The organism is Arthrobacter sp. TJ-240 (assembly GCF_058269195.1).
The window spans coordinates 1-13,710 of sequence record NZ_JBZCNG010000011.1 but is presented as its reverse complement, the minus strand read 5'-3'; the positions used below and the strand labels follow the sequence as shown (position 1 = coordinate 13,710).

The window sequence follows — 13,710 nt, the reverse complement described above, 5'->3', positions numbered from 1 at the left end:
TCAGGCCGGGCCCTCACACACCGTTTTTCTTACAGTCCCGGGCGCACAGCAGGGGGCCGATTGGCCCGTAGAGGGCGCGGAAGAGGCCGATGAGTGCCTCACCGCGGGGCTGGTGCCGGTTTTGTCGGGTGAGCATCACAGCCCGGTCAATGATTTCCTGGGAGATGACGACGACTTTGCGGTTGGTGCGCTGACTGTAGGAACTGAACAGTTCGAACGCTTCGGCGGCGTTGAGGCCGGTGCGGCTCATGAGGATGCCTTTGGCCTGTTCGATGATGGCCCGGCTGAGCGCGGACGCGGCGACGGCTTCGCGGGCGATCTTGTGAGTGTCGACGTGAATGGATTGTGTGAGATCCACGACCAGCGCCCACATGCCGATTGGTTCTTGCACGCCGTTGTGCATGAGGTCCGCAGACATGGGTGTGCAAGGCCTCCGAGCATCGCGTCACCTGAACTAACCAGGGCTCGTCAGTCCTATTCGCCGTGGCAGCTAATCCTTGGGTATCGCGTTGATCGGGACTGTCCGATGGATGATGTATGGGGTTCTGGCAGGCTAGAGAGTTAGCCGAACATTCAGCAGTCGCCTGCGTCGGCCTCTGCCGCAGGGGTCGGGTCTTCGGTAAGCCAGGTAATCGCTTCACGCTCGTTATTGAAGTACCGGCTTGGCATCGCGGACCTGTGATTGAACGCGGTGAGCACTCTGCCGACCTCGTCCTCGCTCAGAATGGCAACCCGGGTCGAGGAAATGTCTTCGAGGAGTAGCTGTTTGGCCTCGAGGGTGATGCGGGCGACCAACCCGATGTGTACGAGCAAGGGTCGTTTGCCGTAAGGAGACATCGCGCTGACCGCGGAAATCCTCGATCGAACATCATCGGCGTCCATCGTTACGCCGTCAGCCCACCGCACCCGCAGAAACCCACCCTCATCACTGACCGTGTAACGAGGCGCAGCGCTGGAATCTAATGGCATTCATTCACTTCCTGCTGAGTTCAGGGGATCCCGACCGATCGAGTATCACCAGCCCGGTCCGAGTCTGTGACATTCTCGGTTTTCCAGCGTAGCGGGACCAGCAAGTGCGGGGGTTGGGGCGTTGTCGGATCGCTCACGCTTGCATGAGCGGGTAGCACGTAGATGCTTATCGGCGGCACAAAAAGGCATCGCCTCGAGCCTTGACCTTCCCCTGCATCCCCATGATCAACTGATCAGCAGGCTTAGTAGTTGGTCAAGCAGTCGGCTGCTACTTTGCCTATCGGGCAGGGGTCGGTGTTTTTCGGTGAGTCAGCCCGGCCCCTGCCCCCTTACTCCTTGCAGGCTGTAGTGCCTGCTACGCAAGGGATTGCCGCGCAGCTGGGGAGCACGACCAACAGCCCGGGCCTCGTCATGACCGGCACTGGCTAGCGCATCGTTTGGTGGTCCTTGTTAGTGTGCTGTTCTAGGTTCGGGTTAAAACGCTAGCCCGTTCCCCTTTTCGTCGAATGGCTTACCCATGCCCTCCACCGCTGAGCCTCCTGCTTCGCCCGGGTCCGGTGTCGATTACTTCATTGACTGTCCGACCGGCACCGTCGAGCACTACTTTGCTGATGACTCTTATAACTGGTCGGATGAGCTGTACCGGATCCACGGGTACGAACGCGGCGACATCGTCCCGACCCTGGAGCTGGGCATGTCCCACGTCGACCCGACAGACAGGGACGCCGTCCAGGCGTTCTGGACCAAGGTCACCACCAGCGGTGGCCCGTCATCGGTGTATGCATCCCTACGTGACCTCAATGGGCGCACGCATAAACTCCTGATCTCCGCGGACCTTATTCACGCTGAGGAAGAACAACCGGTCGGGGTATGGGCCCTGGTCGTGGATCTCACCCACTCCATCCACGCTGATACACACAAGATCGCCAATGAAGCGGTCGCCGCGTCCGCGCTCACCCGGGCCGTGATCGAGCAAGCCAAAGGGATTCTCATGGGGCGCGCCGGCCTCAATGCCGCCGAAGCGTTCGAGCGGATTAGCGCCTACAGCCAGCGCACCAACCGCAAAGTCGTGATCATCTCCCAGGAGATCATCGACCGGGCGCTGCACCTGACTCGCCAGCACTCCCACCAGTCCTCACCGGACGCGATGATCGAGCTTTTCAAAGCGCTCTAACCCGTGAGACCCCCCGTAGAACTCCATGCTGCCGGTGCTTGGCCTCGCGAGCAATCACCATCGCGGCGGTTATAGTCACCGCTGGTGATCCTGGTGCTCCGTACAGGACTCTGGATATGACAAAGGTCCGCTCATAGGAGCGGGCCTTTGTCATTGCACAACACTGCTGATGAAAGCAGCGTCTCCAGGCGAAGTAGCGTCGAACCGCGCTGGTCAGTGCTGGTAGTGGTAGTGGCTGGTGGGAGCTAGTGTCCGGGGCCGTTGGCGTCGTTCACGCGACTCGCACCACTGGTGCGGACATGATCAACGTGCTCCTTTTTGTTCCGCTTCAGGAGACCGGCCAGGCCGAGAAGGCCGAGAAGGCCCCACAGGCCGGCGTCGCCGTTGTCGTCGGTTTCCTGGGTCTGCTCGGTGGCAGGGGCTGTTTCTTCGGCGGCCGTGGCAGGAGCTGCCACGCCCATCAGGACGGCGAAGGACAGGGCTGCAGTGGCTGCGCTTTTGCGGATCATTGCTTCTCCTTGAGACTCGGGAAGGACCCCTGATGGAGGCCCAACTGATAAGCCTGCTTCCTATTCCAATGCTTGAGGAGAAACCTCCCCTCGTTCACTTGAAGCCTACTCTCAGGCGCCCCGATCTTCGCCCTAATGACGTCTTACGAACGACCGCCCCTAGGACGTTGTCAAATAGGGCTTTTACAACGACGCGCAGTCTCCTTTGGATTGAGTCCTATGAGCTGTATCTGGCTTTTCTCATTCGGATGATGGCGGTGGGACCTGGAGTTGAGCCCGGAGACCTTGCAGGAGGATGGTGATGCCCTGATCCAGTTCGGCGCGCCCGTCATAGTTCAAAAACATGGGCGCGAGCCGGCGCAGGTGAGGAAAGTCTGCTGCTGGGAGGCGATGCAGGCCCAACCTGAGTCCGAGTTCGTCCTCATCGGCGTTGACGACAAACTCCTCGAGTTCGTTGAGGAGATGGCCGATAAGGAATCCATAGTAGGCGCGGTATGCGTGGAGCGCACCCGCAGCATCGAATCCGGCCGCACTGAGAACGGTAAGGATCTGCTCGAGCGGGCGAAGGGCACCGAGGGGCCGTAATCCCATAGGCGTGGACAGGGGACGCGTGACCAGAAGCGGCACCACATGAGGATGTCGCAGGACGAGAGTTCGGAAGTCATGGGCGGCCTGGCGCAGCTGCTCCTGCCACGGCCGTGAGGAGTACCCAACGCCCGGAATGACCCATTGGGCCAGAAGAAGTTCGGTGAGTCCATCCAAGAGTGCATCACGGTTGGCTGCGTAACGGTACAGCGCCATCGGGTCCCTACCTAGCTTGCTTCCCAGCCTCCGCATGGACAGAGCTTCTAGACCATCGACATCCACTAGATCAAGTGCCGCGTGAAGAACCACGTCACGGCTCAGTTGACCGCGACTTCGTTGATCTGTCGGTTCATCGGTTGATTGATCGACAGATTGGTCAGTCGGTTGATCGGCTGGTTGGTTTGATGGTTGGCCTGTCGATTGGGACATCGAGTTCCTCGGTATAATTTGTAGTAAGCCGACTTGCTATCCATGCATCTACACCGTAGAGTATACGCAGTAGAGCTTCCCGTAGAGCACGCTGCGGCCATCTGGCTCTCACTTACATCACCGCGGATTTTCTCATTTCTGAGCACAGCGTTCCGCTGCCGACGACGGCACCCTCACTTTCTTTCAGGAGATAATCATGGCTAATAACAACGGCAACAACAACTCGAATACCGGCGATCACGCGGTCGAGACGCGTCGCTCGACCGAGACGAAGGCATCAACGAAGACCACCGAGTTCTTCGCTTACGTCGCTATGGTGATCGCTACTTTCGTCACCGCTCTCGTAGTAGGCGACGGTGACGGCGAGGACGGCATCGACATGTTCAACGCCCACCAGGCCATGGAGCTGATCACGTACCTCACCATCGGGTACATGATCGCTCGCGGACTGGCGAAGTCCGGAAGCCGCGAATACTACAACGTCTAAGACGCCCTGGATCCCCGCCTTGAACCACCGGTTCGGGGCGGGGATCTTGTCGTATCCGTCACCTATGAGGTGACAGCCCGCAACCAACGACTGCCTCTGCCCTGATCACATCGACGGCGAAGCGAAATCTAGGGAACTCGACACGGACGTCACCATCGCCAGTACTCCCCGCGCGTTATACAGCCTCAACTAGCCACCTTCAGCACGCAGACCACCTGCGGGACGAATCAGCCGGTCTATCGAACACAACCGTCGTCAGTCTCAGTAGGACGGCCATGTCTTTACTCGTCCAAGCTTCTTCACCCGGCCGGTTACCAACCTTAGAAGTTAACATGACCTTGGGTGAGGACGGCATTTGGTGACCTGTGGAGTGAAGGACAAAGTGCGATACGCTAAGCACACTGATGAATTGTCCAGTAGCTGCTTTTAGTAGTAGCTATAGCTTGTTCCAACCCGAAGGAGACGCCATGAGCACGAAGGTCGAAAAGAGCATTCTCGTCAACGTCCCAGTCAGTGTCGCCTACAACCAGTGGACTCAGTTCGAAGAATTCCCGCACTTCATGGGTGGCGTCACGTCGGTCACGCAACTCGATAACGAGCGCTTGAACTGGGTCGTTGAAATCGGTGGTGTTCGGCGGCAGTGGGATGCCACGATCCTGGAGCAGGTGCCTGACAAGAAGGTGTCTTGGGCGGCAACAGAGGGTGCGACCAATGCCGGTTCGGTGTCCTTCGAGGATGTCGGAGGCGGACAGACCCAGGTCCGCCTCGTCATGGAGTACGAGCCCCAGGGCCTGGTCGAGAAAATCGGTGACAAGCTCAACGTCGTCGAGAACCAGGCCAAAGGTGACCTGGACCGGTTCAAGGCCTTCATTGAGGATGAAGGCTACGCCTCAGGAGCCTGGCGCGGAACGGTTGGAACCGGCATCGATACGGGTGCACCTGGAGTGGAAGCTGCTTCCGCTTCGCTCGGCGACAAGGGCAAGGCTGGAGTCTCGGGCAAAGTCGCTGCCGGCACAGGCCTCGCCGCCGCAGCAGCAGTTGCGGGAGTCGCCGCCAGCAAGAAAACTTCCGAAGACACCACGGTGTCCGGTGTCGACGTCACGCTCACACCCGTTGAGGATGGCGTTCCGGAGGTACTGATAAGTGAGGACAGCGTCCTTTCCCGCAGCACCGCAGAAAGCCTCTTGCCTGTTCAGGACACGAAGACGACCCTCACCGGGTCACAGGCAGGACAGTCCGCTGTTGGAGCTGACACTGCGAAGGATCCGCTGCGGGACAAGAACCGGCTCACCGGCGGAGCACTCTAAACAGCACCGACAACTGCTTTCCTCGCACAATCACTTGAGGCAGCAGACCCTGTAGGGACGAAAATTGAGCCCCACCGACAGCCACCCACTCCCAGCCGGGGTGGGTGGCTGTCCGCATAAGAACGGGAAGGAGCCAGCAGTGGGGTACGCCATCACCGCCAGAACGGACACCGATCACCTCCCGACCAGTCAGTTGCTCAGCGTCGCGGCAACCTGTGTATCCCATGCGTGGAACGAACGCCTCATACAGCTGCATGTCAGCCATGCCGCAGTGGTGACCCTAGAGGAGCTCGAAGCTTCAGGCCCCTTGCGGCAAATAGAGCTGGCCGCCCGACTGCACATCGCTGGCCAAACCTTGGGACGGATGTTGCTGAACCTCGAGGAACGTGGCTTTGTGGCTCGCGTGATCGGTATCAACGGAGACAAGCGACAGGTCCTCGTTAGCATCACACCTCACGGCACGGAAACCCTTGCTCAAGCCAGACAGCTTGGATCAGTCCTCGAAGCTCAGCTCGGTGGCGGGCTGCGAGCCGATCTCCTCCGGATCCTGCCGCCAAGCCTGTCCCAGTGATAGCGGGCCACGAGGCGTCGCTGACTCCGATGCTCAAGTAGCGGTACACCGTGGCCCGGCTGGCCCCGATGATCTTCCCGATATCAGCAGGAGCCAGTCCTTGCGCCTTGAGGTCCCTGGCGCGCCTGACCTTCACATGATCGGTGGTCACTTCCCGTCGGCCGGCCTTCCGTCCGTGTTCGGCTGCCGCGGCCATGCCGGCCTTGGTCCTTTCGGCGAGCTGGTCGCGCTCGAGCTGCGCGAATGCGGACATGACCGTGAGCATCGCCCGCCCCATGGGACCTGTGGTGCTAATACCCTCGGTGACGCTGCGGAAGTGCACCCCTCGGCGTTCCAGATCATCAATCAGGGTCAGCAGGTGCGGGTGTTGCGCCCCAACCGGCCCGGCTTCCATATGAGACCTCGTCACCCCCCCTCAGGTGATCAAGGAGCTTGTCGAGCTCAGGCCGACTAGCCGTCGTCCCACTCACTCCGTGATCGGTGAAGATCCGGTTGCATCCCGCGGCGGTCAGCGCTGCATGCTGCAGATCGGCGTTCTGCTCCAGAGTGCTGACCCTGGCATACCCGATACTTCCCATCCCCGCGCTCCTTGCACTCATCAAAGGCTCGTTTCTGCTTTGATGAGAATAGCGAACGTGAGACACATTGCTGAGACAGCACGGCTGCTCACGATTCCGCGCCGATACTGGAGGCGTGCGGACGAGTCTGAAGCGCGCGGGTCCGTCCGGTCAAAGGATCCTTTGATTAGACACGTATGGGACCCTTCGACCCATTCCCGTCGTACGCGGTGAACGCACACCGCCCGCTACAGTGCTGGCCGCACCATGACTTGAACCGGACCATGAGCGTCGAGGGACGACATCCGCCCTTTGTTCACCGTGACTCGCGCAGCAGCCTCTCGACCGCGGCGATGACAGATGTTCGGTGTGCTAGCAGCCGGTCACGTTTGCGGGAGTCACCTTCGAGCCCTGTGAGCCCTTTCGGCGACAGTTCCCAGGCTTGGGCGATGGCGTAGATGAAGACGAGGACGTCGACGGGCGAGAGTGGGCCGGCGTCGGCCGTGGCAACGGCAAGCATCTTGCTGCGGTAGATGTTGAGCGGTTCGGCCGTGGCTTCCGGTCGTTCGAGTTGGGCCCACATGCTCAGCCGGAGTACTTCGGGATAGCGCTGATGATGGTCGAAGACGTCTCCTGCCCACCCCGGAAGGTCGTCCGGTCGCGGTGGAACGTTCTCGGCCATGCGACGCAGCGCCGCCGCGAGGGTCGCGTCGAAGAGGCCGCTCTTGCCGCCGTAGTAGGCATAGATCATCCGGACATTGCTCGCCGCCTGGGTGGCGATCCGTTCCACGCGTCCGCCGGCGAAGCCGTGTGCGGCGAATTCGACGGTCGCCGCTTCGAGGATGCGCTCCTTCGTGGCATCGGCGTCTCGGGCCATGGATGTCTCCTCACGGTGCAGATTGACGGCATCGGGCTCGGAAGCTATCTTACAAGTAAGTACTCATTTACTTATTACGACCCTCGGAGACGATATGACTCGCATTGCCCTCCTAACCGGAGCGAACCGCGGACTCGGGCGAGCCACAGCTCTCGCCATGGGCCAGAACAACGTCCGCGTCGTGGCGTCGTCACGCGACGGCGCCACGGACGTCGTCGATGAAATCGTGGCGGCCGGTGGTGAAGCCATCGCTCTCCAGCTCGATATAGCCGACCCCGCATCAATCGAGACGGCACGGGAGGCGCTCCTCGCCGCTATCAGCCGAGAGTGGGACGCGGATAAGCTCGACATTCTCGTGAACAACGCCGGCGTGGGCCTCTTCGCGCCGCTGGGTGCGATCACTGTCGATGACTTCGACACGACCTTCGCCGTCAACGTGCGCGGACCACTGCTCCTGACCCAGGCCCTGCTGCCGCATCTGACAGACGGTGCCCGCATCGTGAATATCTCGAGCTCCTTGAGCCGACACTCGAGTCCTGCAACCTCCATCTATGCTGCGTCGAAAAAGGCGCTGGAGGCTCTCACTCGCAGCCTCGCCCTGGAGCTCGGCCCTCGTGGGATCCGCGTCAACTCGATCGCCCCCGGACCCACAGCCACCGACTTCAACGGAGGGGCCATGCGAGACGACGAAACCATGCGGGACGCCCTCGGCCAGCAGACCGCGCTAGGCCGGGTCGGGCATCCAGAGGAGATTGCCGACGCCATCACTGCACTAGTCTCCGACAAACTCCGTTGGATGACAGGTGAGAGCATCGAAGTCTCCGGCGGAGTACTCATGTGAACGAAGCTGCGACCGAACACAGCGGTTTGGTCACCATGCCTGCGGACCCCGCTGCGGAGCAGCAACAGAACACAGCCAAAGAGCGGTGAACACCGCACCCCTGTCATGCCTGACGTTCGTCCGGACAGAGGATCCTTTGCTCGGACGACAACGCGTGAGGTCACCAGGAGCACCGATCCGATCCGGATGGGAAAACCTACTGCGCTCATTTCAACCCGACGCGTCGTGCCAGCCTCAAGAGGTACCCCTAATTCTGACGAAGGCGAGCTGGAACCGGCCCGGCAACAGACCGACGTTTCACGATGCTTAGGAACCCGCGAGTCTTCGTTTTGGAAACCGCTGGAATGCTCTAGAACGACAGGATTAGGTGGCTCCTTGTGCGTGTTGTGTCGCTGCTGGATTACTCACCGCATCGGGCACGGATCAATGGTCGCCGGAAGCGTTCCGCCGGTCGCCGGTCACCGCTGGAACTGGTGGCAACGTGCACAATGAGACCGACGATACGATGTCCGTCTCGATCACCTGGGGCTTAGCGGATCTAGTTGGACCCCGCATCCAGCTGCCCATTCCCGGTTCAGTATCGCGAAAGCACACTCGCTTCCCCATGCTCCTTTGAAGAAGATGTTCTCGTGGAAATACGCCTCCCTCCGCATTCCCACCCGGTCGAGAAGCAGGGCGGCGGGATGATTGAGGGCGTCGGTGACCGCGGTGATGCGGCGGAGGTGCAGTGTCCCGAAGGCGTAGCCGAGCAATCCCCGAACTGCCTCAAGGCCATAGCCGTTCCCCTGATGTTCGGGCGCGAGGGTGAAACCCACTTCGGCCATACTCGGTTCGGCGTCATCTACCTTCAATGCAAGGTCGCCAATGAGTGCGCCGCCCTCGTGCTCCTCGAGGGCGAACTGGTACCACTGCCCCGGCACGCCCGGCAGAGCGCCCTGCATCGAGTCGATAAGAGCTCGGCCCTGTTCGATGGTGTAATCACTCCAGCTTTGGTACCGCTCGACGTCGGGATGGGCTCGATATGCGGTGAAGGTCCCAGCGTCCGCCGCAACAAACGGGCGGACGCGAAGACGGGGTGTTTCGAAATGGACAGGGATGGACCCTGATCGAGAGCTCTGGTTGATGGTCATTCCATGTCTCTTCCTGTATGACGGTTGGCTTTGCTGGTAATTACGGCAGTGACTAAGGTGCCCCGGGATGAATGATGTACCGGCTTCATTTACACAGTACGGGTGGAAACCTCCCCGAACCCGGCGGTGGCCAGGTAGTCGATCCATCAACCGCCCCAAGCCAGGATGCCGCTGAGGGATCCCGAACCGTGTAGCTGAAGATCCTCATATGAGATTTGCAGTGGTGATTTTGAAGGCCGGAGAGGTGGCGGGAGGGCTGCTTTGTCACTGTTCGGTCTGGCTGGTGTTTCGGAGCTAGTAATCCTGGTGTGTTTTTGTGTTGGTGAGGACGACGATGAGGCCGATGCTGACGAGAGCTGCGGCTATCCAGGTGATTGACGTGATGCCTGTGGAATCAACGGTGATACTGCCGGTGAGGGCTCCGAGTGCTATAGCGGCGTTGAACACGGCAACATACAGCGATGATGCGGCTTCTGCTGTCCGTGGCGCGGATTTCAGGACCCAGGCCTGTAGGCAAACAGGTAGTGCGGCGTAGGAAAGACCCCAGGTGATGAGCAGGACTATTGCTGCAGCTTGCGAGCTTCCGTCGATGAGAGACAGAACTAGAAGGGACACTGCGAGCAAGCCGATGCTGCCCAAAAGTGGCCATCGTAGGTTGCGTGTGACAGTGCTGCCGGCGATGAAGTTACCGGCGATACCGGTGGCTCCGAAGACCAGTAGCAGCACGCTGACCATTGACGGGGCGACGCCGACGACTTGCTCGAGGTAGGGGGTGAGGTAGGTGTAGGCGAGGTAATGCCCCATCATCGTCAGGGCCGCGACGAGGATGACGACTCGCAATGACGGGCTGCGTAGCAGGGATGGGATGGCTGAGAGTTTCACGGTGTTCTGGGATGCCATGGAGGGCATGAGAGTCAGCACGGCGATGAGAGCGACAGCGCCTAGTACGGCGATGAGAAGGAACGCCATCCGCCAGTTCGTGGCCTGACCGATAGCTGTACCCAAGGGCACGCCGAGGACCGAGGCCACGGAGATTCCGCCGAGGACGACGGCGATCGCACGCCCGGCATGGCGGGGCGCGACGAGCCTTGCCCCGACCGCGGGCGTCGTGGCCCAGAACACTCCATGGGCGAAAGCGAGCAGCATCCTGGAGAACACCAGCACCAGGTAGTTCGGTGCGGCTGCCGAGGCAAGGTGCCCGATGACCAGGACAGCCAGAAGCCCGGCGAGTAACCAGCGCCGGTCCAGCCTTCCCAGCAACGATGTCAGTGGGACGGCTGTGGCGGCGGCGATCCCCCCGTATAGGGACACCAGCAGTCCTGCGGCACTGATGGATACCCCGACCCCGGTACCGATTGACGGCAGTAAGCCCACCGGTAGCAGCTCAGTGGTGACGAACAGGAATGTTCCAAATCCCAGGACCCATATGGCAAGCCAGGACCGCGTGTCCTCGTTTGTAGCTCCAGCGGTTGTCATGGTCATCTCGGTCGTGTGATCTGCGGTGTCGGCTCTTGGCTTCGGGGGGCTCACTGTGGGGTTCCTCTGGATGGGGTGTGGTCGGGGTGGTTGGCGAGGATGGTCTTGGCTACGTAGAGGGCGTTCATAGTGCGCGGGATACCGGCATAGGGGGTGATGTGGGTGAAGACTGCGATCAGCTCCGTCGGGGTGGCCCCTGCTTGGAGGGTCGCGGGGATGTGCGCTTCGAGTTGCGCTTCGCATCCGCCGAGGGCGGCGAGGACGGCGACGGTTACCAGTTGGCGAGTGCGTAGATCCAGTTCCGGGCGGGCGATGATCTCACCGAACGCGTACTCGATGATGGTGTGACCGAAGCGTTCATCCACCGGTGCCAGCGAGCCGACGACGGCGTCAGGGTCGATACCGATGCTGCGCATCACCTCGGCTCCGCGCAGCTCGCGTTCGCTTGCTTGATACGGTTCGCTCGCTGTTGTCATGGTGTGGTCTTCTCATAGGAGGGACGGGTGTCGGGCAGGGTCGATGCCGGGTACCGGGCGCCGCGGACACTGCCTGGGTCAAAAGCGGCAGTGAGGTCTTGGTTCTGCTCGGCGCTCAAGGCGATGGTGGCGGCGGCGAGGTTCTGTGCCAGGTAGTCCAGGCGTTTGGTGCCCGGGATGGGGATGACGTCGTTTCCTTGTGCTAGGACCCAGGCCAGTGCGACCTGTCCCGGGGTCGCATTGTGGTCGGCGGCTGTGGCTCGTATGGACTCCAGGAGGGTGAGGTTCGCCTCGAGGTTCCCGTCCGTGAAGCGGGGCATGAGCCGGCGGATGTCACCGGCCTGGAGGTCCTCGGTGGTGTTGATTCGGCCCGTGAGCATTCCGCGGCCCAGCGGGGAATACGCGACCAGACGGATGCCGAGTTCGCGTGCGGTAGCGAGCACACCGTGAGTGATCACGTCACGACTCCACAGGGAGAACTCGCTTTGCACCGCGGTGATCGGGTGGACACTGTTGGCGCGTCGAAGGATCGAGGAACCGACTTCCGAGAGCCCGATGTGCCGGATCTTTCCTTCCTGCACCAGCTCAGCCAGGGTACCGATGGTGTCCTCGATTGGGGTCACCTCGTCCAGCCTGTGCAGGTAGTACAGGTCAATGGTTTCCACGTTCAACCGCCGCAGACTGGCCTCACACGCCGTACGCGCATACCCCGGACTCGCGTCATGCCACCGACGATCCCCTTCCCGCCGGATACCGAACTTCGTAGCGATGAACGCACTGTCCCGATTCATCCTGATCGCGCGCCCGATGAGCTCCTCGTTATGGCCGTTCCCGTACATGTCCGCGGTATCCAGGACGTTCACCCCGGCGTTGAGAGCATGCTGGATCACGGAGATGGACTGGGCGTCATCAGTACGACCGTAGAACTCACTCATCCCCATACACCCCAGCCCGAGGGCGCCGACCTCGTCACCGAGCAAACGCCGCCCCAAACGCGCCGGCACCGGGATCTCAGACGGGATGAGGGTGTCTGCGGGGCTGGAAGCGGTAGATGTGATGGGGCCATGAGTTGGCATGTGTCGTGTCATGAGGATCCTTCGACGAAACGCAAGGGGGTCAAGACCCACCCTTCCGTCCGGACACGGCGACAACCAGTGCGCCTCACACCCGGGAAGTCGCATACCTGGGTGCAGCCCACCCCCTCAGCGTCATTACGGTGCAGTGATAGGTGCTGACACGATGGGTCTCATGTCCTCCACCGAGATCAGCACGTTCCTGCGCTCACGACGAGCCCGCGTGCAACCAACAGACATCGGCCTACCCGCAGGGACAGGAACCCGACGGACCGCAGGGCTACGCCGTGAGGAAGTCGCCGCCATCGCCGGCGTCAGCGTGGACTACTACACACGCCTCGAACAGGGCCGCGAACGAAACCCGGGCGACTCCGTCATCGAAGCCCTCGCCCGGACACTGCTGCTGAACCCGGAAGAACGCCAGCACCTCTTCCACCTCGCCGCGAACAACAGGACCCCGCAACAGGCTCATCTGTCATCGGCGGAGTGGGGTGTGCGCCCAACTGTCCTGCAGCTCTTGAACACCGTCGGGGCTTCTCCCGCCTACGTGCTGTCCAGAACCAACGATCTACTCGCCGCGAACCACGCCGCGACCCAGCTGCTCACCGGCATCGACCAATGGCCGGCACCCCGACGCAACACCATCCGCTACATCTTCCTGCACCCCGCGGCCAGAACCCTGTTCATCGAGTGGAACACCATCGCCCTCAACGCCGTCGCTCACCTACGCGCTGTGTCCGGGACCGCTCCCCGCGACCAGCACCTCGCCGAGCTCATTCAGGAGCTTGACACCAAAAGCGAAGATTTCTCCCGGATCTGGCGCCTCCACGACGTACGAACCCTCTCGACCGGTCGCAAAAAATTCGACCACCCCAAAGTCGGCGCCATGAACCTGAACTACGAAGTGCTCGATGTCTCCGGAGCCGATCAACGAGTCGTCATCTACCAGGCAGCACCAGGGTCTACCGACAATGACGCTATGCAACTACTCACAATGCTGCCCACCATCACGCACGCCACACGAGAAACAGCCAACCCGAACACGCGATCCAACTAAACCCGTTCACGGGCCCCGCCCTAAAAGACCACGAACGGCACAATACGAAATCAACGACCAGGTCTTCCTCGGACCGGCCTTACACATCACCGATACAACGACGAAACCCCAACGTACGTAGAAGGATCGGTCACCGGGACAGGAAGGGCTGCTGGGACTGTAAGAAAAACGGTGTGTGAGGGCCCGGCCTGA

The 13,710-nt window shown here is 61.1% G+C and carries 16 protein-coding genes and 1 pseudogene; 6 read left to right on the top strand and 11 right to left on the bottom strand.

Annotated features, from left to right (window positions below; all coding sequences use genetic code 11):
• Window positions 1-13: 13 nt before the first annotated feature.
• Together AC4D2C_RS18690 and AC4D2C_RS18685 are read right to left on the bottom strand one after the other, a co-directional pair.
• Entirely contained in the window at window positions 14-418 is a 405-nt protein-coding gene (locus tag AC4D2C_RS18690) for an ANTAR domain-containing protein (RefSeq protein ID WP_490916307.1), read from the bottom strand.
• A 155-nt stretch (window positions 419-573) separates the two neighbouring features.
• Window positions 574-969, bottom strand: coding sequence for a DUF7793 family protein (locus AC4D2C_RS18685; RefSeq protein WP_490916306.1), 396 nt, complete (start codon window positions 967-969; stop codon window positions 574-576).
• Window positions 970-1,486: 517 nt separating this feature from the next.
• Between AC4D2C_RS18685 and AC4D2C_RS18680 the strand changes: the two genes are divergently transcribed.
• On the top strand, window positions 1,487-2,143 hold the full coding sequence (locus AC4D2C_RS18680) for an ANTAR domain-containing protein (protein WP_490916305.1): 657 nt from the start codon (window positions 1,487-1,489) through the stop codon (window positions 2,141-2,143).
• Window positions 2,144-2,388: 245 nt separating this feature from the next.
• Here the strand turns inward: AC4D2C_RS18680 and AC4D2C_RS18675 are convergent, their stop codons facing one another.
• Both AC4D2C_RS18675 and AC4D2C_RS18670 read right to left on the bottom strand, forming a co-directional pair.
• Window positions 2,389-2,652: a WGxxGxxG family protein gene (locus AC4D2C_RS18675; RefSeq protein WP_490916304.1), complete on the bottom strand. Its 264-nt coding sequence runs from the start codon at window positions 2,650-2,652 to the stop codon at window positions 2,389-2,391.
• A 240-nt stretch (window positions 2,653-2,892) separates the two neighbouring features.
• Complete coding sequence (locus tag AC4D2C_RS18670; RefSeq protein WP_490916302.1) at window positions 2,893-3,453, bottom strand: TetR/AcrR family transcriptional regulator C-terminal domain-containing protein; 561 nt, start codon at window positions 3,451-3,453, stop codon at window positions 2,893-2,895.
• A 409-nt stretch (window positions 3,454-3,862) separates the two neighbouring features.
• Here AC4D2C_RS18670 and AC4D2C_RS18665 point away from each other — a divergent pair, with 409 nt between their 5' ends.
• From AC4D2C_RS18665 to AC4D2C_RS18655, 3 genes are all read left to right on the top strand, one after another.
• On the top strand, window positions 3,863-4,153 hold the full coding sequence (locus tag AC4D2C_RS18665; protein ID WP_490916301.1) for a hypothetical protein: 291 nt from the start codon (window positions 3,863-3,865) through the stop codon (window positions 4,151-4,153).
• Between the two features lie 467 nt (window positions 4,154-4,620).
• Window positions 4,621-5,460 carry an SRPBCC family protein gene (locus AC4D2C_RS18660; protein ID WP_490916300.1) on the top strand — a complete coding sequence of 280 codons (840 nt, stop codon included), beginning with the start codon at window positions 4,621-4,623 and terminating at the stop codon, window positions 5,458-5,460.
• A gap of 139 nt (window positions 5,461-5,599) precedes the next feature.
• On the top strand, window positions 5,600-6,031 hold the full coding sequence (locus AC4D2C_RS18655) for a MarR family winged helix-turn-helix transcriptional regulator (RefSeq protein ID WP_490916299.1): 432 nt from the start codon (window positions 5,600-5,602) through the stop codon (window positions 6,029-6,031).
• A gap of 229 nt (window positions 6,032-6,260) precedes the next feature.
• Here AC4D2C_RS18655 and AC4D2C_RS18650 read toward each other — a convergent pair.
• From AC4D2C_RS18650 to AC4D2C_RS18640, 3 genes and pseudogenes are all read right to left on the bottom strand, one after another.
• Window positions 6,261-6,425: pseudogene (locus AC4D2C_RS18650) on the bottom strand (recombinase family protein); the annotation flags it as partial.
• On the bottom strand, window positions 6,373-6,609 hold the full coding sequence (locus AC4D2C_RS18645) for a recombinase family protein (RefSeq protein WP_490916297.1): 237 nt from the start codon (window positions 6,607-6,609) through the stop codon (window positions 6,373-6,375). The gene AC4D2C_RS18645 and the pseudogene AC4D2C_RS18650, both read right to left, overlap by 53 nt.
• A 295-nt stretch (window positions 6,610-6,904) precedes the next feature.
• Entirely contained in the window at window positions 6,905-7,465 is a 561-nt protein-coding gene (locus tag AC4D2C_RS18640; protein WP_490916296.1) for a TetR/AcrR family transcriptional regulator, read from the bottom strand.
• 94 nt (window positions 7,466-7,559) lie between these two features.
• Here AC4D2C_RS18640 and AC4D2C_RS18635 point away from each other — a divergent pair, with 94 nt between their 5' ends.
• Window positions 7,560-8,306 carry an SDR family NAD(P)-dependent oxidoreductase gene (locus tag AC4D2C_RS18635; RefSeq protein WP_490916295.1) on the top strand — a complete coding sequence of 249 codons (747 nt, stop codon included), beginning with the start codon at window positions 7,560-7,562 and terminating at the stop codon, window positions 8,304-8,306.
• Window positions 8,307-8,824: 518 nt separating this feature from the next.
• On the opposite strand, the gene AC4D2C_RS18630 is transcribed toward AC4D2C_RS18635, so the two are convergent.
• From AC4D2C_RS18630 to AC4D2C_RS18615, 4 genes are all read right to left on the bottom strand, one after another.
• On the bottom strand, window positions 8,825-9,436 hold the full coding sequence (locus AC4D2C_RS18630) for a GNAT family N-acetyltransferase (protein ID WP_490916294.1): 612 nt from the start codon (window positions 9,434-9,436) through the stop codon (window positions 8,825-8,827).
• Window positions 9,437-9,730: 294 nt separating this feature from the next.
• Window positions 9,731-10,966: an MFS transporter gene (locus AC4D2C_RS18625; protein ID WP_490916293.1), complete on the bottom strand. Its 1,236-nt coding sequence runs from the start codon at window positions 10,964-10,966 to the stop codon at window positions 9,731-9,733.
• Window positions 10,963-11,388, bottom strand: a complete 426-nt coding sequence (locus AC4D2C_RS18620) for a carboxymuconolactone decarboxylase family protein (protein ID WP_490916292.1) — start codon at window positions 11,386-11,388, stop codon at window positions 10,963-10,965. The genes AC4D2C_RS18625 and AC4D2C_RS18620 overlap by 4 nt, the downstream gene beginning before the upstream one ends.
• Complete coding sequence (locus tag AC4D2C_RS18615) at window positions 11,385-12,392, bottom strand: aldo/keto reductase (protein ID WP_490916308.1); 1,008 nt, start codon at window positions 12,390-12,392, stop codon at window positions 11,385-11,387. Before AC4D2C_RS18615 ends, AC4D2C_RS18620 begins: the two co-directional genes overlap by 4 nt.
• A 244-nt stretch (window positions 12,393-12,636) precedes the next feature.
• Between AC4D2C_RS18615 and AC4D2C_RS18610 the strand changes: the two genes are divergently transcribed.
• Window positions 12,637-13,518 carry a helix-turn-helix transcriptional regulator gene (locus tag AC4D2C_RS18610; protein WP_490916291.1) on the top strand — a complete coding sequence of 294 codons (882 nt, stop codon included), beginning with the start codon at window positions 12,637-12,639 and terminating at the stop codon, window positions 13,516-13,518.
• Window positions 13,519-13,710 lie beyond the last annotated feature (192 nt).